Source organism: Paenibacillus sp. Marseille-P2973, assembly GCF_018101095.1.
Lineage (GTDB): Bacteria > Bacillota > Bacilli > Paenibacillales > Paenibacillaceae > Fontibacillus > Fontibacillus vini.
Map to the genome: position 1 here is coordinate 244,055 of NZ_JAGQEH010000005.1, position 22,502 is coordinate 266,556.

Annotated in this window: 16 protein-coding genes; 2 read left to right on the plus strand and 14 right to left on the minus strand. The window is 51.1% G+C overall.

Annotated elements, in window-relative coordinates; genetic code table 11:
* Positions 1–81: 81 nt before the first annotated feature.
* The 5 genes from KB559_RS13060 to KB559_RS13080 form a co-directional block, all read right to left on the minus strand.
* Entirely contained in the window at positions 82–957 is an 876-nt protein-coding gene (locus KB559_RS13060) for a carbohydrate ABC transporter permease (protein ID WP_211022370.1), read from the minus strand.
* A 107-nt stretch (positions 958–1,064) separates the two neighbouring features.
* Positions 1,065–2,387, minus strand: a complete 1,323-nt coding sequence (locus KB559_RS13065) for an extracellular solute-binding protein (protein ID WP_211022371.1) — start codon at positions 2,385–2,387, stop codon at positions 1,065–1,067.
* Between the two features lie 96 nt (positions 2,388–2,483).
* Positions 2,484–4,091 carry a response regulator gene (locus tag KB559_RS13070; protein WP_211022372.1) on the minus strand — a complete coding sequence of 536 codons (1,608 nt, stop codon included), beginning with the start codon at positions 4,089–4,091 and terminating at the stop codon, positions 2,484–2,486.
* A complete protein-coding gene (locus tag KB559_RS13075) occupies positions 4,088–5,854 on the minus strand; it encodes a cache domain-containing sensor histidine kinase (RefSeq protein ID WP_211022373.1) in 1,767 nt (588 codons plus the stop codon). Before KB559_RS13075 ends, KB559_RS13070 begins: the two co-directional genes overlap by 4 nt.
* A gap of 209 nt (positions 5,855–6,063) precedes the next feature.
* Positions 6,064–7,314, minus strand: a complete 1,251-nt coding sequence (locus tag KB559_RS13080; RefSeq protein WP_211022374.1) for a TraB/GumN family protein — start codon at positions 7,312–7,314, stop codon at positions 6,064–6,066.
* 232 nt (positions 7,315–7,546) lie between these two features.
* Between KB559_RS13080 and udk the strand changes: the two genes are divergently transcribed.
* On the plus strand, positions 7,547–8,179 hold the full coding sequence (udk, locus tag KB559_RS13085; RefSeq protein ID WP_211022375.1) for a uridine kinase: 633 nt from the start codon (positions 7,547–7,549) through the stop codon (positions 8,177–8,179).
* Positions 8,180–8,237: 58 nt separating this feature from the next.
* Here udk and KB559_RS13090 read toward each other — a convergent pair whose 3' ends face one another.
* The 6 genes from KB559_RS13090 to KB559_RS13115 all read right to left on the minus strand — a co-directional run bounded on the left by KB559_RS13090 (position 8,238) and on the right by KB559_RS13115 (position 16,306).
* Positions 8,238–9,326 (minus strand): GGDEF domain-containing protein, encoded by a 1,089-nt coding sequence (locus tag KB559_RS13090; RefSeq protein WP_211022376.1) that lies wholly within the window; start codon positions 9,324–9,326, stop codon positions 8,238–8,240.
* Entirely contained in the window at positions 9,326–11,335 is a 2,010-nt protein-coding gene (locus KB559_RS13095; RefSeq protein ID WP_211022377.1) for a bifunctional diguanylate cyclase/phosphodiesterase, read from the minus strand. Before KB559_RS13095 ends, KB559_RS13090 begins: the two co-directional genes overlap by 1 nt.
* 211 nt (positions 11,336–11,546) lie before the next feature.
* Positions 11,547–12,164 (minus strand): polysaccharide deacetylase family protein, encoded by a 618-nt coding sequence (locus KB559_RS13100; protein ID WP_211022378.1) that lies wholly within the window; start codon positions 12,162–12,164, stop codon positions 11,547–11,549.
* Positions 12,165–12,246: 82 nt separating this feature from the next.
* Positions 12,247–13,602 carry an extracellular solute-binding protein gene (locus KB559_RS13105; RefSeq protein ID WP_211022379.1) on the minus strand — a complete coding sequence of 452 codons (1,356 nt, stop codon included), beginning with the start codon at positions 13,600–13,602 and terminating at the stop codon, positions 12,247–12,249.
* A 138-nt stretch (positions 13,603–13,740) separates the two neighbouring features.
* Positions 13,741–14,541 (minus strand): response regulator transcription factor, encoded by an 801-nt coding sequence (locus tag KB559_RS13110; RefSeq protein WP_211022380.1) that lies wholly within the window; start codon positions 14,539–14,541, stop codon positions 13,741–13,743.
* A complete protein-coding gene (locus KB559_RS13115; RefSeq protein WP_211022381.1) occupies positions 14,534–16,306 on the minus strand; it encodes a sensor histidine kinase in 1,773 nt (590 codons plus the stop codon). Before KB559_RS13115 ends, KB559_RS13110 begins: the two co-directional genes overlap by 8 nt.
* A gap of 210 nt (positions 16,307–16,516) precedes the next feature.
* Here KB559_RS13115 and KB559_RS13120 point away from each other — a divergent pair, with 210 nt between their 5' ends.
* On the plus strand, positions 16,517–17,080 hold the full coding sequence (locus KB559_RS13120; RefSeq protein WP_211022382.1) for a DUF1697 domain-containing protein: 564 nt from the start codon (positions 16,517–16,519) through the stop codon (positions 17,078–17,080).
* 59 nt (positions 17,081–17,139) lie between these two features.
* On the opposite strand, the gene KB559_RS13125 is transcribed toward KB559_RS13120, so the two are convergent.
* From KB559_RS13125 to KB559_RS13135, 3 genes are all read right to left on the minus strand, one after another.
* Positions 17,140–19,497, minus strand: coding sequence for a transglutaminase domain-containing protein (locus KB559_RS13125; RefSeq protein ID WP_211022383.1), 2,358 nt, complete (start codon positions 19,495–19,497; stop codon positions 17,140–17,142).
* Positions 19,498–19,756: 259 nt separating this feature from the next.
* A complete protein-coding gene (locus KB559_RS13130) occupies positions 19,757–21,151 on the minus strand; it encodes an MATE family efflux transporter (RefSeq protein WP_211022541.1) in 1,395 nt (464 codons plus the stop codon).
* Positions 21,152–21,324: 173 nt separating this feature from the next.
* Positions 21,325–21,876 (minus strand): DUF488 domain-containing protein, encoded by a 552-nt coding sequence (locus tag KB559_RS13135; protein WP_211022384.1) that lies wholly within the window; start codon positions 21,874–21,876, stop codon positions 21,325–21,327.
* Positions 21,877–22,502 lie beyond the last annotated feature (626 nt).

Here is a 22,502-nt window from a genome sequence, read left to right on the forward strand (position 1 = left end):
TTTCCTTTTTGAAGGCTCTGATCGTTGGTTACCCCTGTTTTCAAGGCCGGCTCTATTTTCATGTCGCCTTCTCCTTCCCGACTAACCCGATTTCTGCCGGGTCAGGATGTAATTGATGCCGATCAAGAGCGCACTGATGAGTATGATCATGGTCGACACGGCGGAACCGTATCCGTACCGGTACACGTCAAAAGTGCTGTTGTACATATAAGTCGCGAGCAGCTCCGTCGAGCGCGCCGGCCCGCCGCCGGTCATGACAATGACATGATCGAAGGCCTTCAGGCTGCCCGAGATGCACAGGACGAGCGTGACGACGACCGTGCCCCAGATCATGGGCAACGTTACATAAAGGAGTTTGCGCCAACCCACGGCGCCATCGATTTTGGCCGCATCGTCGACCTCGGGTGAAATATTTTGCAGAGCGGCAATAAAAATAACCAGGTACGGCCCGACATTGCTCCAGTTGATCGGTATGGAAATCGCCAGCATGTTGACCTGCGGATCGGACAACCAGGCCCTGGTCCAGGACTCTAATCCGATCATTCTCAGCACCGTATTGGCGAGCCCGAATTGCGTTTGGTAGATATATCCCCAGATCAGGCCGACGACAACCGTGGATAGCACCATCGGCATGAAGACGGCGGAACGAACGAACCGGGAAAAGAGTGTATTCTTCAGCAGCAGCAGGGCCAGCAGGAGAGCAATCGGAATCTGTCCGATGATCGAGGATGCTACCAATATCAAATTGTTGCGGAGCGCCCGCCAAAAGATTCCGTCCTGAAACATTTCGCGGTAATTGTCCAAACCGATAAAGCTCGCCGCGCCGAAGCCCTTCCAGCTGAAAAATCCGTAATACGCCGACCAAAACACCGGCACGATAACGAACATCAAGAAGAGCAGCAGGGCCGGTAGCAGCGCAACGGCAATGAATCCCTTACTTCGTAATGCGGTTGGCATGAATGCAGCCTCCTTTCTTAAGCAAACAGTCCATTGTGTCATAAGGCTGACTTGGGGAGGGCTGGCCTCCCCCGTCCAATCCTGTATCTAACTAAAAACTGCTCGCCTTAAGGAGTAACTGATCTAGCCTGCGCATCCTGTACCTTCTGGGCTACCGATTCCGGCGTACCGCCCATCATAATTTCCTGCAGTCCGTTATTGATGACATCCGCCGCATCGGCGGACAGATAAGCGTCATAAACCGGCGTAATCCCCGTTTTCTTGACCAGGTTGAAGGCTTTATAGTACAACGAGGTAACCTTCGCCTGATCGATTTCCGTATCATACATGACCATGGAATTGCTCTCGGCAATCGCTTTTTGAGCTTCGGGGCCGCTGACGGCATAGATCAGCTCCAGCGCCGCTTCCTTGGCCTTGCCCTCCGTCCGGCTGCTTAACGCAAGCCCGCCGCCGGCTCCGCCGGTAATCGTGTTCGGGTCGCCCTTGCCGCCAGGAATCGCCGGAAGGACGGTGACGTCGATCGCTTTCATCTGCTCTTCCGTGGCTGATGCCGCCAGGTTCGTGAGCGTCCAAGCGCCGCTGATCATCATTGCCGCGTTCCCCTGGATGAAGTACTGTTCGGCCTGGGTATTGTCGATGCTGTTCGCGCCTTCCTGGAATGCCTTATTATCCACCAGCTGCTTGAAGTAACCAAGCGCTTCCACAAACTGCGGATCGGTAAATTTGGCGTCCTTCTGGGCTACCGCATTTTTGAACCAGTCGGTCCCGGTCACCCGGTCGGCCAGCGAGCCGATAATCGTCGATTGCGCGACCCAAGGCGCCTTGTTTCCCAGCGCGATCGGCGTAATCTTGTTCTCATTGAACACTTTGATCGCCGTCATCATTTCATCCCATGTGGTCGGTACTTTTACGTTATATTTCTCAAACAATGCAGTGTTGTAATACAAAATCGAGGTGGCCGACATACCGAGCGGAACCGAATATACCTGGTCCGCTTCGAACTTATACGCGTCGAAAGCTCCCGGCAAAAACTTATCTCTCCATTCCGGATGTGCGTCCAACGCTTCTGTAACCGGTTGCAACAATTTCGCGTTGTAAAGCTCGGAAGAATGGCTTCCCGCATACACAAAGAACAAATCCGGCATCTCATTGGCCGCCGCTACGGTGCTCAAGCGCTGACGATAGCCGTCCGGCGGAATCGCCTGCGCATCCAATTCCACGTTCGGATGATCCTGTTTATACTGATCGATAAAGCTACGCACGGTTTTCGCCCGCAAATCATCGCCGGCAAAATTGTGCCAGATCGTCAGTTTTACCTTCTCCTCTTTGCCCTTCGATCCCTCAGCTTTTTCCCTGCTCTCTCCTCCGCACGCCGAAAGCAGCAGTGCAACGATTAGCAGCAGCAGACCTATTTTTCCTTTGGCTTTCATCGTCAGTCCCCCTTGATTGGATTGAGATTGTATGAAGCTCCTTGTTGATTAGCCCTAGTATAAAAGAGGGGGCCGTTACTCCACAGGGGAGAAACTTCAGTCGATAGAGGGACATTTTTCAGGTCTTTCCCGATACTCGGACGGGGTAAGCCCCGTGAATTTCTTGAACAGGCGGTTAAAATACTTCAAATCCTCATACCCGATCCCGTTCGCGATCTCGCTGATTTTCGCCGTCGTTTCCCGGAGCATAGCCATCGCCCTTTGCAGCTTCGCACGGGTAACGAATTCAATATAATTTTGCCCGGTCTCCCGTTTGAACATCGCGCTGAAATAATTCGGGTTCATATGGACATGACCGGCTACCTGATTCAAGGATAGAGATTGACCCAGATGATCGTGAATGTATGAAATGGCGCTCTGGACAGGGCTGATTCCCCCGACCATGACCTGGTGCTGGTTCATGAGCGATTCCAGATGGGCGAACAGCGCCTCTTCCGGGGCGCGCGCCAGCTCATCCAAATCCAGCTCCTCCTCCGAACCGCTAAAGGAATAAGCATGGCCGATGGAGGAAGCGGCGCGCTCCAGCCAGCGCCGGCCGGCAACGGCAAGCGAATGCAGGTAAGCGCGGACCGAGCCCGGCGTCGCTTGTTCGTCCAGGCGGAGCCGCTGCAGCTGTCCGCAGATCCATGCTCTCAGCTCTTCCGGATCGCCCGCCCGCAGCAGCAGGGAGAGGGCATGCTCCTCCTCCTGGGAGCAAACGGCGCGGCAACCTTTGCGCCTCCGGATTTCATCGTACCGGAGCGTCCGCTTCGGGTGGAGCAGCCAGTGGAACTGGGCGGTCTCCTCCGCGGTTTCTACGGCGCTGCGCAGACCGCGGGCCGATACCGTCGGCTCTCCGCAGGCAGCCAGAATCGGGCAGCCCAGCGACTGCTCGGCGGACCGGATCGCCGTTTCCACGGCGCACCAGCCGTCACCGCAGTTACGCTCCCGCCGCACAACCAGCAGAAGGCCTTCTCCCCAAGGCAGCCACTCGCCTTGGAGCCGCCCTGCCAGCATGGCACCGATCTGCTCGGTCAACGCTCCGGATGCCTGCTGCAGACGTTCCCCGCCCTTAGCGCATTCAGCATCAGGGTCTTTCTGGTTGTTGGCGGTGATCCGCCAAACCTCCAACCTTTCTCCGCTTTCAGTCAATCGGAGGTCCGGATACCGCTCCCGAAACTCGCGTTCCGCGATTTCCTCATCGGCTCCCGTGCCGGAAGCAAGCAGGTTGCGGAGAAAGCCCTGATTCACCAGCCGCTGCTGCATGGCGCGAAGCTCCTTGAGCCGCCTCTGCTCCAGCACTCGACTTCTCGCCTGGTCCGCCGCCTGCACGATTTCGCCCGGGCGGCTGGTCTTCAACAAATAATCGCCCACTCCCTCCCGAAGCGCCTGCTGCACATACGAAAAATCATCAAAGCCCGTAATGATGATCAATTCCGTATCCGGAAACTTCAGCTTTACCTCGTGGGCCAGTTCCAAGCCGCTCCTTCCGGTCATGCGGATATCGGTCATGACGATCTCCGGCTGTTCTTCCGGGATTCGTTCCAGCGCTTCTTCAGCCGAAGCCGCCGGCTCCATGACCTCGAACCCGTGCTCTGCCCAAGGAATTACCGTACTTAGCCCGGTCCGGATAATGACTTCATCATCGACAATCAACACTTTCATGGCTGTTCCCCCTTGCAAGGAATCGTAAAACTGACCCGGGTCCCTTCTCCTTCCGTACTTTCCACGCACAATCCGGAATCCTTGCCGTAATGAAGCAGCAAGCGCTTGTGGACATTACGCAGTCCATAGCTTCCCTGCGGAGAGCGCGTCGGCTCATATCTCGGATTCTCGGCCAGTTGCTCTCTCAACCAGTTCAGCCGTTCGGCGGACATACCCACGCCGTCGTCTTCCACATACAATTCCAGCCGCTGTCCCTCCCCCTTGATGGAAATCGTGATCGTCCCGGGCAGCTTTTGCTTCAAGATCCCGTGAAGCATCGCATTTTCCACCAGAGGCTGCAGCAGCAGTTTTAGCATGAAAACCTCGTTCAAGCTTTCATCGCACAAAATTTCTAGCGTAAATCGATCCGGATAACGGGCTGATTGAATGTTGGCGTAGTTGCGGACATGCATAATTTCCTGGTGGACCGTGCAATATTCCTGGCCGCTATTCAGACTAAACCTTAAAAAGTCGCTCAAAGAGCCGACCATATCCGCAATCTTCGTATCCTGGTTCATTAGCGCCAGCCAATGGATCGAGGACAGCGTGTTATAGAGAAAATGAGGATTAATCTGTACCTGAAGCGCATGCATATCGGCTTCCTTTTTCAGCGACTCATTCAATTTGACCTCTTCGTTCAGCTTCACAATCCGCGAGCTTAGCCGGTTATAGCTGATGATCAGCTGACCTACTTCATCGATCGATTTGACCGGGAGGGCCGGCAACGGCTCGTCGGGACTGGCATTCTTGAGGAATCTCGTTAATGCGGATAAAGGCTTGGTAATCTTCTGTATTAAAAACAAAACGGAGAAAATAACGAGCAAAATGGCCCCGGTAACAGCTACTGCCGTCAAGGAAAGAAAATACCGGTTCTGCGACCGGTATTCCTGTGCCGGAATCAGGCCGACCAGCTTCCAGCCGACCCCGTCCATCGTCCGGTACAGAATCGTCTTTTTGTCGCTGCCTTCCCCATAGTTAAGGTCTCCGCTTATCCCGTCCAGCTCCCCGATCCCCGGATAGTAATGGTCAAGCGGCAAGTTCGTCCCCATGTCCGCAGGTCCGGCAATGATCCGGTTCTCCGCATCCAGCAGCAGAACAAATCCGCTCTCCTCCATCGCGGCCTGACTCACCTGATGGGCGACGACCGACTGATCCAGATTGATCTGGAGCTTCCCGATCGGTTTGTACTTATCGGTGCTGCGAACCGGCCGGGACAGCGTTATCACCTCACGCATCCCCTCGAAGGTCCACTGGCGATGAACGGGGGACCACCATTTCGGATGACGTGCGTAGTATCCTGATTCCGTCCCGGTAATGTCCGCGAAATCCGAACGGATCAGAGACTTAAGCGTGATGCTGCGTTTGGCGTCGAGCGGCTCGATCACGATATTGGCAACGTAATCTTTGGAGAATGCCAGACTGTTCAACAGCAGAATGATGGAATTCTGCAGCTTCAAGTCGCTCTCCGGTGCTTTTAAATAGCTTTGGACGCTGCTGTTTCCGATCAGAAACAAGGACATATTCTCCGCATCCCCTACCATCGTCCCGAGATAAGCCTCCAGTTGGCGAAGCGTGTTCATCCCCGATATTTTGGCCTTTTCTTCGGACACGCCCTCCGCCATTTTGTAGGAGAACAATCCGAGAAACAGCAGAGGAACCAGCGTGGCGAAGATGATTAAGAGCGACAACTTATGCTTGAGCGATTTCCCAAGCCACTGCTGCATGCGGCAAGCTCCCCCCATTTGGAACAATTTTTATATAATATACCATTGGCAGCGCTTTCTCGGAATACTTTTTACTAAGCGTGCTTCTCTTCAATTAGCCACCCCGAGCTTGGCATGAAATGAGACCCGGTTTAAAACAAAAAACACGCCGTGTCCGGCGTGCTCTTTGTTTGTGATTCATATTCATATTCATATTCGTATTCTTAAATCTATTTTCTAGTAACCGTAAATCCCTTTTCCTCCAGCAGGTTCACGATCCCGATGTCTCCGGCCATATGTGCCGCACCCACCACGATCAGATAGACGGAAGATTTTTGGCCTTTCAAATAGCCTTCGATTTTATCGGTCATTGCAATGTTCCGGTCTACGAGCATCGCCTTGTTGAATTCCTCGTTCTTGCCCATTTCCTGGACCAGCTCCAGCAAGGCCGCGTCGTTACCGGTTTTCCACATGTCCGCCATAGCAGTCACGCTGTCGTCAACTTGATCGAAGTTATTCAATACGGCAAGCAAATTGTCTTCCTGCAGCTTCGGCGAAAAGCCGTTAAACATGCCCAATTGGGATTCGTACGACTCCAGTTCGATAATCGGAAGCTTGCGCTCCATCGCCTTCGTAAGGAAGTAAAGATCGATGCCGGTTTGCCCCTCATATCCTGTTTTGGAGGCCTGGAGCGTTGAAAGCGTCGTTTCGACCACCCATGGCTTGAATGCATCCAGCGCATCCTTAGGCAGGCCGTTTTCCGCTAAAATGTTACCCAGCTTGGCGTAAGTCGTCTCGGAAATATGATCCTTCAGTGTGGTTCCATCCTGATAGGCACCCAGCTTCATGGCCAGTTCCTGGGTTTCCGGATCGGCGGCCTTCGCAATATCGACTTCTACCCCAAGGTAATCGGCCTCTTCAAAGGCTTGTTCTATAGAAGGATGCAGCGGGTAAAAGCTGGCGTCCGCCAGGTGCATCGAACCGAGCAAATATACCTTATTGCCGGCATTCTCGACCTCCCACAGGAATCCGCGTCCGCTTGCCGCTACCTCCTTGCTCTTCAGGATTACGGTTCGGGACGCCTCATCCCAGAAAACCTCGTATCCGGCTGCATCCCCGAACGAACGTACCGGAAGATATGTAACTCCTTCAATCTGCTTTGGCGCGGAGCTTAACTGAACCGATTGTCCATTGACGACGGCTGCATTCCGGCCGTTCTCAAGCTCGATCGTCAGTCCGTTTTTCGTTCCTTTGACAAGTTTGGACTTGGCATCCTGTTCAAACTTGAAATTGAGCGCCTCAAACAGTTCCTCCATAGGGACCAAGGTCATCCCGCGATCGATCACCGGCGCATGTCCGTCAAATCCGACCCGCTCCCCATCCACTTGCAGTGCCACCGGTTTGGCGGCAGCGGAGGCCGCTGGCGCAAACAAAGTCACCGCTAAAAGCAGCGATAAAAAGGAGGCTGCTATTCTCTTCATTCCCATCTTCCAAATTTCCCCTCTCATAGATATTCTTTCATAGATTATATCGAATTCATTCTATGAAGCCAACCCAAGCCGCTTAAGAGCCCGGGTTATGCGCGCCATAATTTCGACACATGAACAAAAACCGCGCAAAACAGGCCTGCTGCGATGGTGAAAAAATACGGATGCTATGCTACAATACTGAAATGTTCTTAGGGAAATTAAGTAGGAGGTTATTTGAATCGCCATGTTAATTATCGGCATCGCCGGCGGCACCGGCTCCGGAAAAACAACAGTTGCCCGCTCCGTCATTGAGCAGCTTGGATCGGATAAAGTTACGTTTATATCGCAGGACAATTATTATAAAGATCAGTCTCACTTAACGATGGATGAACGTCAGCTGACCAATTACGATCATCCCTTCGCGTTTGACAACGAGCTACTGATCGAGCATTTAACCCTTCTCAATAGCGGACAAGCCGCCTATGCGCCGGTATATGATTTTACCCAACATACCCGCTCGGCCTCGGATACCGTTCATCTTAAACCAAACCGCATTGCCATTGTCGAGGGTTTATTCGTGCTCTATGACGAAAAACTCCGCAATTTACTCAATATCAAAGTGTTTGTGGACACGGATTCCGATGTTCGCCTGCTGCGTCGTGTTCTGCGGGATATCGAGGAACGGGGCCGCTCAATCCACTCCATCCATCAGCAATATCTAGCCACAGTGAAGCCGATGCATGAGGCGTTTATCGAGCCCTCCAAAAAATACGCCGACCTGATCATCCCCGAAGGCGGGCATAACGAGGTCGGCATCCAATTGTTGACCATATTAACGGAGAAGTACTTAACCGGCGGTGAAAACTGGCTGGTTTAGAATACTCATCCTATTTCATACCGCTAATCTCGCAAACCGGACCTATATGTATAGCCTGTCAGGATACGACCTCATAGGCTTGCAGCATGGTCCGGTTTTTTCCGCTTTTCTTGGCTTCGTAAAGCAGTGAATCCGCCTGCTCAAACAAATCCGAACGGGTCCGTCCTGCCCGGTATTCCGCCAGTCCGATACTGACCGAAATCCGGCGTCCGTCCATTTCCTCATGCCCGAGGCGCCAGATGTTCTCTCTAGCCTTTTCTGTCTCCCGGTAAGCCTCTTCCAGCGTTTTCCCCGGAAATATCACAACAAATTCCTCTCCGCCGTATCTTGCGATAATTTCATACGGGGAGAAGGATTCCTTCAGCGTACTCGCTACCCGGGCCAGGATGATGTCCCCTACCGCATGGCCGAACGTGTCATTGACGCTCTTAAAGTCATCGATGTCCAGGACTGCTAGCTGAAGCGGCATTTCGCAGTTATTGCTTTGCTCGATCAACTGATCCAGGTACTCATGCAAAGTCTTGTGATTGTAAAGGTCGGTCAATGCATCGATTTTTACCATCCGATCCATCAACGCATTCTTGACCACCAGTTCCTGTTCGCTTCTTACCATGCGCATGAGGTCGTTCAGTATTTCCTCGCCCCTCTGAATAATGCCCCGCAAGATGTATAGCATCCCGACCATGGCAAAGATAAAGGCCGAAATCTCATATCCTCCCATGCTCTCCCGGATCCGGGGGAACGCCCAGTACACCATTCCAAAAGCCGCCATATTGACTGCAAAGGCAAAATAAAGCCTTTTAATGTTGAAATAGAACATGGAGACCAGTAATGAAAGAAGAAATATATATTGAAGATGAATCGTCTTATTGGCAATCATTAAAGCGGAGGCGATACAAGTGCCGCTTAGAATAATGAGCAAGGGCTGATCGATCCGAAACCGGTAGGCGACCTCATTGATTCCCAACACAAGGAGTTGAATAGCGGTTGGCAGGAACATCGTATGGACCAGATATTCGGAAACCCGATCGGGTTCAGTCGTAAATTTCACATAAAGGGCGACCATTTCCGCAATTACGGATATGCCAAGGACAACCCAATAAGTGATTAATATTTTTCTATGCAATGCCCGTGTATCGGATCTCATTATATAATGCTCCTCTGCTTCATCCACTCATCGATTTGCTCAATACTCATCGGCCTGCCGTAAAAATATCCCTGCATATTGCGGCAACCGAGCTGCAATAAAAAATCGACGTGTTCTTGGTTCTCGACTCCCTCGGCAATGACCTCCAGATGAAGATTCTCGGCCATGAGAATGATAGCGCTAATAATGGCCCGCTTGGTCGGGCTCTCCAAGTTATTCGTAAACAGGCGGTCCAGCTTAAGCGTATCCAGAGGAATCATGTCCAGCAGGCCAATGGAGGAATAGCCTGTCCCGAAATCATCCATCGAAATCTTGACCCCCATATTTCGGATGCCTTCGATTTGCCGGATAATTTCCTGGATGTCATACAGCACCATCGATTCCGTAATTTCGAGCTCCAGCCATTGCGGATCCAAGCCCGCTTCGTCCAATATTCTTTGGACCGTCTTCTGCAAACTTCCCGTCTGAAACAAACGGACGGAGAGATTCACGGAAATCGGCTCCAGAACTCCTCGTGCCTGCCATTCCCGGCATTGTAGACAAGCCTTCTTGAGCGTCCAGTCCGTCATCGGTACAATCAGGCCGGTCTCCTCGGCGATAGGTATAAATTCACCCGGAGATATAATCCCGAGCCGGGGGTGATTCCAACGGATCAAGGCCTCCCAGCCGGCCAGACAATTTTCCTTCACATTCCATCTTGGCTGATATACCAAAAAAAATTGCTCATTATCCAGCGCCGGGTGAAGGTCCTTCTCCAGCTCCATTTTACGAAGCTCCTGTTTTCCCATTTCCTCGCTGTACACGCAATACCGGTTCTTTCCCGCTCCCTTGGCTCTATACATCGCCGTATCCGCAAATTTCAGCAAAACGGAACGGTCCGTATCGTGGATAGAGCTTATGCTGATCCCGATGCTTGCCGTAATGAACAACTCGTTACCTTGAATGGAATATACTTTTTTAATGCTCTTCAGAACTTGTTCCGCTAACCGTTCGGCCTGTTCCTGATCGCATGGCGCTACGGTAATCAAAAACTCGTCGCCGCCCATCCGAAACACTTCGAGCCCGCTATGCACGAATTTACTTAACCGTTCGCCTACCTGCTGGATGAGAAAATCCCCAATATGGTGACCCAGCGTGTCATTTACCGCTTTGAATTGGTCCAGATCCATAAACAAGACCCCGATGCTCTCTTCACCGGTATGCCTGTCAAAAAAACGGTTCATTTCATTCCGGTTAGGAAGTCCGGTGACCGTATCCAGGTAAGCCATCTTCTCCAGGAAATACCGGTCAAAGAATAACGCGCCCCACGACACCAGAAAAATACTAAAGATAACTATAGTAACGCCCAGCAACAGCATATAATCGGCTACAGGCTCCGGCTCTAACACCGCGCCCGCATGCTCGGTGAAATTGGCGGCTTTCATTCCCGTATAATGCATCCCGCAAATCGCAAGCCCCATTAGGCAGGCTGACAGCCACTTCAACCAGCTTGTTCCGTATTGGGTCCGGAACCGCAGCAGCAGAAACATGGCCGCATAGGAAGCGACTAGAGCAATGCCGGCGGACAAGGTCCAATACAACGGATCGTACGATATATGTGCAGACATCATCATTGCTTCCATGCCCACGTAATGCATGATTACAATCCCGCTGCCCATAGCGAAGCCGCCGACGGCAAATTTAATCCAATCTATATTTTTAGGCAGGGTCAGATAAAACGCAATAAATGAAGATATTATGCTCACCATCATCGAAAGCAAAGTGAGGCCTATATTATATTTGACAGTCATCTTCAAGTGGAATGCCAGCATGCCGACGAAATGCGTCGCCCAAACCCCCGTACCCATTACGAAGGAGCCGGCCATGATCCAATAAAACCGGGTCCTGCCCGTCTCCCGCGTAATTCTCGCTGTGATGGTTAGAGCCGAATAGGAAGCTAATATGGCAATAAAAATGGATAACACAACGATATAGGAGTTATAGCTGCCTTCTAAATACACTATCTTCATTCCTGCCTCTCATGATGCCTGTTGTGGATATCTGTAGTGATTATAATATGATAGTAATTCAAATGAATAGAGGATCATAGGCTTTTCTTGCGTAGGATCCAAAATATTTTAAATTTGAGTCCCGTCTATGGATTTCGAAGCCGAGATCATAGAAAAAACCGGCATCGGATTCATTCATCCTGTACCGGTCTTTACTTTTAGCTTGTCTCTATTAAACGCTCTGAAGCAGTTCGCTAACCGTCACCAGTTCATACCCTTCGGCTGTCAATTCGGATACTAAAATTCGAACGGCTTCCACGGACTGGGACCGGTCATCGTATCCATCATGAAAGATCAAAATACTGCCCGGTCTCACCTGCTCCCTGCTTTTGTCAACAATATGCCGGACGCCCGGCATCTCCCAGTCCGTCGCTGCTCCGTTAAGAGCCCCGATCGCCTTGTAGCCAAGCTCCTCAACAACTTCCGCTACCAGCTCGTTATATGCAAAATAAGGCGGACGGAACACTTTCGGAGCGACTCCGGTCAACTTCTCAATCAGCTTCTCGGTCTGAATCAGCTCTTCTCTGCATTCCTGTTTGAGAAGCTCCGGCAGGCTCGGATGCGTATAGGTATGGTTTCCGATCTCATGACCCTGCTCGTGAGCCTCCCTTACCAACTCAGGGCTCAACTCCATCTGGCTGCCAATCATAAAAAAGGTGGCCTTTGCTCCGGCCTCCCGGAATATATCCAACACCTGGGGCGTATAGACCGGGTTGGGACCATCGTCAAAAGTGAATGCAACCGCTTTCCTTTTGATCGGAACCTCATTGATTATCTCGAAATTGGACATAATTCTGACTCTCCTTAGGAAGATTGGACGCTGTACAAGGAAAGGATAATACTACGCTGCAAGTCCGTCAATCCCGAGTTTCTTATTTTCCCTTCTTCAAAGCCGCTTCCTGCTTCGCAGCAAACTCTTCGGGGGTAATCGCGTTGCCTAAAAGCGCTTGGATCAGGTTGTAATGCTCTTCCGCGGCGACCGGTTTCATTTGCACGTCCAGATACAGAATAACCTTGCTTGCATTGTTCAACTCGTTCAGCACATCGGTGAACATTTGCGGCAAATTCACGCTGGTCGTATCGACCTTCGTTCCGGGGATTATTCCCGCTTCGGTTACCGAAAGCTCTCCCCACCGTTGCACGAAGAAGCTGACGAACTTCTTGGCGTCCTCTTTCACCTTGGAATTTTCGGCTACGAACAAGCCGACGCCAACGCCTCCGACCCAATCGTCGATGTTACCTTTCCCGCCTTCGATCGTCGGGAATTTAAAGAATCCGATCTTGTCCTTGAACTCCTGCGGAATGTCCGCCCTCGTCGTATAGTTGGGAACTTCCCACGTTCCCATCGCATACATCGCTGCCGTTTCATTCATAAATTCCAGTTTGGCCTCATCGTTGGACAATCCGTTAAAACCTTTGACGAACGCGTTGCTGTTCACCAGTTCCTGAGCTTCCCTCGCAGCCGCAATCAGGCTGGGATCACTAAAATTGCTGCTCGCAACCGCCCGGTCCTGCACATCAGGACCTCCAATCCTGTCGGCGAGGTACATATACCAGAACGATCCGGTCCAGGCATCCTTGGAGCCAAGGGCAATCGGAGTGATCCTGTTGTCGTTCAACGTTTTGATGATAGATTTTAATTCTTCATAGCTTTGCGGCGGTTGAAGATTGTATTTGGCGAATATTTCTTTGTTGTAGTAGACAGGAACGATGTTCAGTTCCACGGGAAGTGCATACGTCTTTCCCTCAAAAGCATAGGCTTCCGTCGTACCGGCCACGAATTTATCCTTCAGTTCCCCCTGCAGAAGATCATCGAGTGAAGCAAACATCTCGCCCTTCACATAGGGCTCAAGGAATCCCGCCGCCCAGGTAAATCCCACATCGGGCAAGCTGTTGGACGCGGACAACACTTTAATTTTGTTCTTGTACGGCTCGTTATCAAGAACTTCGGTTTCGATGTTAACGTTAGGATGGGCCTGCTCGTACTCGCCGATAATTTGATTTACCAGCTTGTTTTGCGCGGAATTGCTGCTGTCCGGCCAAAGATGCATCATTTTAATCGTCACTTTATCGCCGGTCGAAGCGGCGCTACTGCCCGAGTCCTCCTCTGCGGATACGCCGTTACCGTTCAGGTTCGAATCTCTATTCTTAGTACCGCTGCTGCAGGCAGCCAGAATCAAGGCCAACACCAGCAATAACATGGATGCCGAAAACGCCTTTTCTTTCATGCAAGCCTGTCCCCCTTATCGTTGCGACTAAAATGTATGCGTTTTCCCTCTGAACCCAGTGTAACACCCTGCCTTATAAGGACATAAGGGTACAGCTTATGGATATTGTTCCATTTTATTTGGAATCGGCGCCAGGCCTCAGACTTCGGGATTCTGGTTCCTGACCTCGCTCCGGTACAATCCGGGACTGTGCCCTTCGTACTCCTTGAACACTTTGTTGAAGTACTTGGTCGTCTGATACCCCACGCGTTCTGCGATTTCCGCTACCGACAGCCTGGTCTGCAGCAGCAGTTCCTTGGCCTTTTGAATCCGCACACGGGTCAGGTATTCAATGAATGTCATCTGCATCTGCTCCTTGAACAGAACGCTGAAGTAGCTTGGATTCAAATGGACGTGATCGGCCACTTCGCGCAGACCGAATCCCTCATTTAAATGCGCCTCCACGTACTGAAGCGCCTCCCTGACCGGTTCGCTGACCGGCTCCATGTCGTCGGTCGCCTGGATCAGCTTGCTATCGACGATCCGCTGGATTCTGCTGATCCGGTTACGGTGCTCTCCAGCCTCCAAAGCCTGCTCCACGGCTTCGATCAGCTTGTCCTTGCGGATCGGCTTCAGTAAATATTCGACCACGCCCAGCTGAATGCCCTGGTGAGCGTAATCGAATTCGGCATATCCCGAAATGAGAATTACCGCAGGTTTATAAGTCAGAGAAGCCGACTCCAGTTGCTTAACCAGATTCAATCCCGTGATTTCCGGCATGCGGATGTCGGTAATCAACAGATGTACCGGCTCGTTCTCCAGTATCGTAATGGCATCCCGGCCATTATCCGCCGTCTTTACCTCAAAGCGTCCGCCGCCCCAGGCCTCCAGCATATTTTTCAGTCCCTGTCTGGTTCGCGGTTCGTCATCGACGATCAAAATCGTTTTCGGTTTAAACATAGTCCATCCCTCCCGTCTGGATTGGAATTACCAGGCTGACTGCAGTCCCCTCGTTCTCGCTGCTTTTGATCGAAAGTCCGGGTGTTTCTCCTCCCGAGTCGCCGTAGTAAAGTTTCAACCGCTGCTGTACATTGAAAATCCCGATACCGGACCCTTTGGCGGAAGGGGTCTTGCCAGTATTAAGCGCGGTAACTATAGTACGGAGCGTTTCACCGTTCATCCCCTTGCCGTCATCTTTAACAGTGACGACCAAGTGCGCGGCATCTTCGGCAAGCGAGACATGCACGGCAACCGTACCGGGCCCGATTTTGCCCTCGACGCCATGGAGAATCGCATTCTCGACCAGCGGCTGGATCAGCAGCTTGGGCATATTTATAGAGGCATAAGCAGGCGATGACGAGATCGACCAGGTCAACCGCTCGCCCAGCCGCATTTTCATAATCAGGAGGTAGCGTTCAATATGCTCCAGTTCATCCCCCAGCGTGACCCATTCTTCCTTGTTCGGACCGGTAATCGTATACCGGAACAAGTCGGACATCGCAACCACAAACTCTGCGAGCTCTTCCTCCTGCTTCTCCTGTAACGACCAGTAAAGCGCCTCCAAAGTATTGAACAGGAAATGCGGATGGATCTGGGCCTGGAGCGCTTTAAGCTCCGTTCGGCTCTGTATGATCTCTTTTTCATAGACCAGTTTGATCAGTTCGTTCATGTGCTCAACCATCTGATTGTAGGTATGATTCAGTTCGTTGATCTCAATGGTGGATGAAATTTGCGTAGTCGGCTTCAGACCTCCGAGCCGCGCACTGCGCATCGTCTTGATCAATTTAAAAATCGGGCGCGTAATGATCGTTGACATTAAAAAGGACAATACGATAAACAGGAGCGTGCCGATCCCCGCTGAAACGAGAATTGCCGTGCGGAGTACGGAAATACCGTCCGTAATGGCGCTGACCGGCGTCAGGATCAGGAAACTCCAGCCTGTAACCTCGGACTGCTGCTTGACCAGCATGTATTTCTTCTTGCCGAGCGCCACGATCGGTTCGCGGGCTTCCATCAGCATTTGGATCGAATCGACCGGAAAACGGTCGTCATTCGTCGCGATCAGGCTGTAATTGTGGCCGACGACCAGCATCGTCTCGCCCCCGGCTTCCCCGGCCAGCGATTCGCCGATTTTTAGCGCGGCCCGGTCCATCCGGACAAGCAGATACCCGCCTGATGTAAACCATTGATCCATCAGACTGACGCTGCGAATGGCCAGCAAGGAATTCGGATCCTTGGGGTCGATGCCGGCCCAGATCATCCGCCCCTTGCCTTCTCTTGCCTTCGTAATCCAGTTAAGAGTTATTTTTTTCTCCAAATTGCTGCCATCTAAAGGAAACAGACGGCGATACTCGCTGCTGTACAACTCGACCGAGGTAATACCATCCGCATAGGTCTGAACGATTCTTATGCTGGCAAGCAGTCCCTGCCGCTCGGAAAAGGTCGCTTGCTTCCCGTTTTTTTCGTTGAGCAGAAGTTGTTGTACATAAGCGCTTGTAGCGACCTGGGTCGTCAGCGAATCAATCTGATTGAGCACCGCCTCCAGCCGGCCGTTTGCCTGAATCGCCGTCTGTTGAATATGCTTTTCCGCATTATTTTTCAATAGCCGGGAAACCGAATCGAAAGTGACGACACCCACTACGAACAAAATAATCATCATCACAAACAGGAACCCTACCAGCATCTGGTTTCGCAGGGTATTCCATCGGCTAATACGAGCTTTCATGTCCTTATCCGCCTTCCTTCGGTTCCGTCCTGCTGCATATTGCATTCGAGTTTATCTAATTCTAGGCTGGCTGCGGATTCCCCTTTTTTTGAGCTGGGCTGCTCATGAATTAAGCCGTCTCCGGCCGGTACCCTAATTATCGCTTTTTAACAATGATAGTGTTATGGTAATTTCTAGAATGAAAGGTTCCAATATGAAGGGAGAACGAAAATGAGGATTTATGTCGCCCTGCTGCGGGGCATTAACGTCGGCGGCAAGAACAAGATCAAAATGGCCGATTTACGAGCGGAGCTGGAAAAGATCGGGCTGACCCGGGTACAAACCTATATTCAAAGCGGAAACGTGCTGTTTGAATCGGAAAAGGACGAGCCCTCCCTTCGTCAGGACCTCGAGCGGATGATCGAGGCGGTATTCGGGATCAAGCTGACCGTGATGCTTCGAACGGCGGAGGAAGTGAAGGGGATCGTGGAACAATGCCCGTTCCCCGAGGAGCTTGTGGCCGAGGCAGCGGCCACGCGTGTCGGCGAAAGCCTGCATGTCGCCATGCTTACGGAACCGCCGGCCCCGGCGGGAGTGGACAAGCTGGAGGCGGTGGAACGCGGCACCGATCTGTATATCATCGCGGGCCGCGACGTATATTTGTTGTTCCGGGACAGTATCCGGGACTCGAAGCTGGCCGCTAACCTGCATAAGCTGGGGGTAGAGGCAACAGTCCGGAATTGGAAGACTATGAACAAGCTCGTTGAATTGGCGGAGGGAATGAAGCGCGCTTGAGGCGGAGCTGTTCATAAAAGACAAAAGCGACCCCGGAAGGTCGCTTCTGTCTTTTTAATTCAATAATAGACCAAAATATAATTGCTAAGGCTAGCCAATTGGACATTCTCGTATTGCTCATCAGATAAACTGCTTAAAGCCTTCCCCGTTTCGGTGGCCAAAGCTTCCTCATCTACCTTGCCCGCAAGACGAAGCACAATATAAGTTTCCCCTGCTTTAACTTTCTCTTCCAGCTTGGATCCGAACTCCTGTACACTTTTTACTTCCAATCCATTCGCCTTGTAATATTCCATGGAATCGTCTACCGCCGCGAATTCAGGTATTTCGGCATCTACCCAAAACTCGTTGTTGAGCGAATAATTAAGCGTTTGAGCCGTATCATCACTAGAATTGAACAACAAGTAAGGCACCCCGCTATTGGTCTCATTATTGGTGGAATCCACATGTACCCACCCGTTATTCAGCTTCACTTTGTTCCAGGCATGCGGCACGCCTCCCATGTCTCCGGTCACCACGACGCTTTCCAGACCGGCCAGATCTCCCAGCAGCTTGTAAACAGAAGCGTAGGAGGCACAGACTCCGACCTTTTTAACCAGAATACCGTAGGTTGTAAAAGAATCATCGAATTTCGAGTCAACGGTACGGTAGCCGTTTGCCTTCGCATCCTCCAATGCCGCGTCGTCATATTTGGTGTTTTCGTTCAGATATTCGTAAATGGCTTTGCTCTTATCCTCCGCCGACATCTCCGCAGTAATGACGGAAGCTACGACCTTCTTCGCCTCGTCGATGATTTCCTTCTGCTTTTTCTTAATCGAAGCTGCCGAGTCATTATATTTGATATGGAGGGTCAGCGTTTTGTAATCGTATTGGAAACCTTCTACGCCAAGCACAAGAGGATTTTGGTACATCACCTTTAGAACCATGTCGGATAAAGTCTCGAAGTTCTGCGCCTCCGGGAAGGCCTCCAACGACACCTCTTGCACAGTGTCTATCATACTTAGAGCGACGATTTCCTCCACAGCCGAGTCGGCGTTCACCGGAACCTCTTTGACGATCTCCGGCACTTGAACTTTCCCCTTGTCGCCATCCTCCACTCTTTTCTTCGTATTTTCCTTTTGCGACTCCGTAATGTTCTCCGGTTCCCTGCCTTGCTGCGCACCCGAGTCTCCTTCTTCTATGACCGTAGGAACATTCGGATCGGGAATATACTCGGTGTCATTCTTGGGTTCTACATACCCTGTACTCGGCTTAGCCCGACGCTGCTGCTCATTTAATTGATCAAGATCGGCGGCGGTGATGTTCTGTACGTAGACATACCCTTTTAACGCCGTTCCTTCCACTCCCACATAAATGGTGGGCCGGTAATCCTCCAGGTTGGTGCGGGAGGTATCGTAAATCAGGTTTCGGCTTTTCACGGAACCGTCAATGAAAGTAACCTCGGTCGTTGTCGGCAATTGTGAAATATCGCTATAGGCTTCGTAGGTGATGTTCCCCTCCCAATCCGCCGGAATCCGGGAAGACAAAGGATACGTGCTGACTACGTTACTGAAGTTTGACTCTTTGCCGCCGCGAATCGCGGTGACGTAGTACTCGCCGTATACCCCCGCATTTTGAAAGGAAATGTAATCCGGATCGGTGCGATCCTCGCTCGAGTCATAAAAGAACTCTGTTGCCTTTACCTCTTCCAGCAGGCTCGGAATTCCTCCGGCATACGCCTCTTCCGGCCCGGATACCGGCAAATTCTCAATCGCCAGCAGGTCGCCGAACTTGGAATCGCGATAAATCCGGTAAGATTCGGCTCCCTCGACAGGGTCCCAAAGCAGCTTGAATTCTCCCTTTTCGTTGATTTCGTATCTTAATGTCGGCACTGGAATTTCGGATTTGATCGTGAAAGGAATGATGATCGGCTTCTCCAGCTTGGAAGGCTCCGGAGCGTCCAGATCGTAGTTGATTCGTATGTAGTAAATCGGGGCATTTCCCCATCCTCCAAAACCGTCGAGCGTATCGGACGAATCCAGCACGCTGCCCAGCGGACTGATCTCCACCGTATCGGTTTGGGTCATGTTCTTAAAGAAAGTGGAGGTTAGCACTTGGCTTTTGGGTAGTGCCTTAATGTCCGTATGTACGGTAACCACTTCCGAGGCCATCAGGTCATCGAACCTGCTTTTGAATTGGAACGTAAACCTTTCGTCCTTCGCCACATTGTACATCGGCATCATAGCCTGATCGGTATCCGATCCGTACTTCTTCTTGACGTCGAGCACGCTCAATTCTCCGGTAGCCGTATCTACGGCCTCAAGTTTATCGCTTTCGTTGTTCTCTGTCAGAGCCACCTCCGCAACGGAGTTCAAATCGGTTCCGGCATTTCCGAAACACCCCGTCAACGCTAACATGACTCCAATTAAAACCAACCACAACCTTTTCACTTCAACACCTCTTTCGTAAATAATTCATGCACCATTTGCACATCAACAATGAACTCACCCAATTTCCAGAATATAGGATGCCAGTGCCTCATACGCTAGGATACAATAAAACACTACATCATTCCATAAAAATTTCCTTTCATTCCATAAGGATACAAACAATCCATCCGTTTGCCTGAAACGCAAAAAAGGGCGATCGTCAGATCGCCCCTACTTCGTTTATAACGCTATTGTTTTACCGTCATTAACGTTAAATCAGCTTATGCGCATACCACTTCTTGCCGCGGAAACGCCACAGGAAGAGTGCTCCGCGCACACCCCACTCGCAGTTCATCGCCAGCCAGACACCGAGAATTCCGAAGCCCAGCACAATGCCGAGAATGTATCCGAGAATGACCCGGAACAGCCACATCGTCATCATCGAGGTAATCGAGGTAAACTTGGAATCTCCCGCAGCCCGGAGGGCGGACGGCAATATAAAGCTGATAGCCCAAAGCGGCACCTGGGCAATGGTATTAACCAGCAGCACCAGGAAGATATCATCGACGATTTCAGGCGGCGGATCGAAAATGCCCACCAACGGCCGGAATAACGGCATCAGAATCAGTCCGATTAACGCGAGAGAAGCTGAACCTAGCCAGAGAAAAGATTTGATAAATTTCCGGGCATCCTCAATATTCCCCCGCCCGATGCACTGGCCCACTACGGTGACGATGGTCAAGGACAATGCACTGGCGGGAATTTGAAACACCATGGCCAGCGAGCCGCTGATCGCATTGGTCGCGATGGCGTAAGTGCCCAGGCTGACGATAAATACCTGGGTCAATAGCTTGCCCCCGTTGAAAAACATCTGTTCGGCCGCGAACGGAACGCCGATGAACATGATTTTTTTAAGCATCGATAACGGAATATGAAAAAGATCGCGGATTCGCAAATGCAGCGTACCATCCAGTTTAAACAAGTAATACAGCGCGCAAGCGGCCCCCGCATAGCGGGCGATATTTACCGCGAGCGTCATCCCAAGTACACCCATATCGAGGACGTTAATAAAGACCACGTTCAGCAATACGTACAGAAGATTCATGATCAGTGACAGGGCTAGCGACGCACGAGTCTTGCCGACTCCGCGGAGCGCCCCGCAGACCGCCTGAACCACCGCGATACCTACATAGGAGATGCTGCTCCCGATGAGATAAATCCGGGCGCTATCCAGTACGTCCGCCGAGGCTGATCCGAACAGGACATTGAGCACCGGGTTATGAAAGCCCATAATCAGGAGCCCGATCCCCAGGGCCAGCATGGACACTGAACTAACCGTACTCGCTGAAGCCCGGGACACCATCAGGTCATTGCCGCTGCCTTTATACTGCGCAACGACCACCGTCCCCCCGGTAGCTACGGCTACAAACACATTGATGAGGAAAATATTCAGCGAATCGACCATATTTACCGCACTCACAGCCGCCACCCCGGACGAACTGATCATGGCGGTATTCACCAGATTCAATCCGACGATGAACGCCTGGTCGATCAGAATCGGAAGAAACAAAGCTATGATTTGCCGGTAATCCATCGACTCCCCGGTAAAATATTTGTCCAGGAAGCCCTTCTGTTGAAAACGCAAGCGAAGCTGCTTCAAGATCATCACATTCTTTTCTCTAAAATGGAAAAAACCCTTCGTGTGAAGAGCTCTTAATCAGTGTATCGGTTAAATTACGACAAGATATGAATATATCCAGGTCTGCGCCCGATGCGGATCAATACCTGTTTGAAGATATCACTGACCGCAGGTTCTGTCAATGAAGGCGTTCGCTCATCTCATCCCATTTTCGGATAAACAATAGTCCCATCTTCCTCAATGATCGGCATGGCTCCCCATCTTCCAAGCTGATGTTTAACGAGCTCTGGTTCACCTTGGGAATTGTCTATAATGTGGTATACATCCCACCCATTTACCGTAAGCCAGTTGCTGATTAGCAGACGGTGACAACGCGCCGGATGCCTTTCTGAACACATATAAGCGAGATTCATCGAATCTGCTTTATTCACAAGTTCCTCAATGCCTGCAGAGAATTCCTCGCTCAACGTATAGTCCGCATAATTATGAAAAGATGGATTATTCCATCCCTCGTTCAAACTTGTTCCCACCAGGGACGATTCCCCCCGCCTCCCGCCAAGCTGCGGAAAGTGCTGGTACCCGATATTTCCTCCGGACAGCCATTTTACCATTTCTTCTTTCTTAAATTGGGGATGCTTCCTGCTAGCGGGGAAGGCACGAACATCGGCGACAAATTCTATATTGGCAACGCCTAACATTGCGATAAAGTCCTCTTGTGAATGATCGGAATGTCCAATTGTAAATATATTCATTAAGATTCCTCCATCCACAGGTCTCCTCTTATTTAACAACCGTTAAGCCAAAAGCGAGTAAATGGCTTTATGTTCTACATATCCATTGTTTCTGGTAGTGAACCACAAGGCCAAATCAGTCTTGGAAAGTACCCCATAATAAAAAAAGCCCGGCAATGCCCACCGGGCCTCACACCCGCCACCTGCCTGCGGCTTGTCTGACTTACGCGTACAACGAACCCAATAAACCCTATTTATTTGACCAAAATACAGCCGACTGTGATTCTAAGGAACTTCAGTACCCTTATTCCAAACAAAGGGACACTTTTCATGCCTCAATTTGCTCAATAGCGCCGCTGGAGTTCGTTAAATTTGGTAATGAGCCATTTTCCTGCTAATAAGAACACTACGGTTCGTTAGAGTGAGAAGGCGTGCGTAGTAGAAGAGCAATGTGGCTGGTGGGAGGAGGAGTAATGTGGTACGCGGAAATTCCTTACGGACATAGGAGACCTTAACTAGCTGGTTTTTGCGTCCTAAACATTCTAATGGTCACAAGAGCCCTTATTCGTCCGCAAAGTCCATTTTCTTCGAAATTCGGCTCGATTAAGGGCTCTGGTGTCCTTTAAAATAGTAAACCCCCGTTTTGG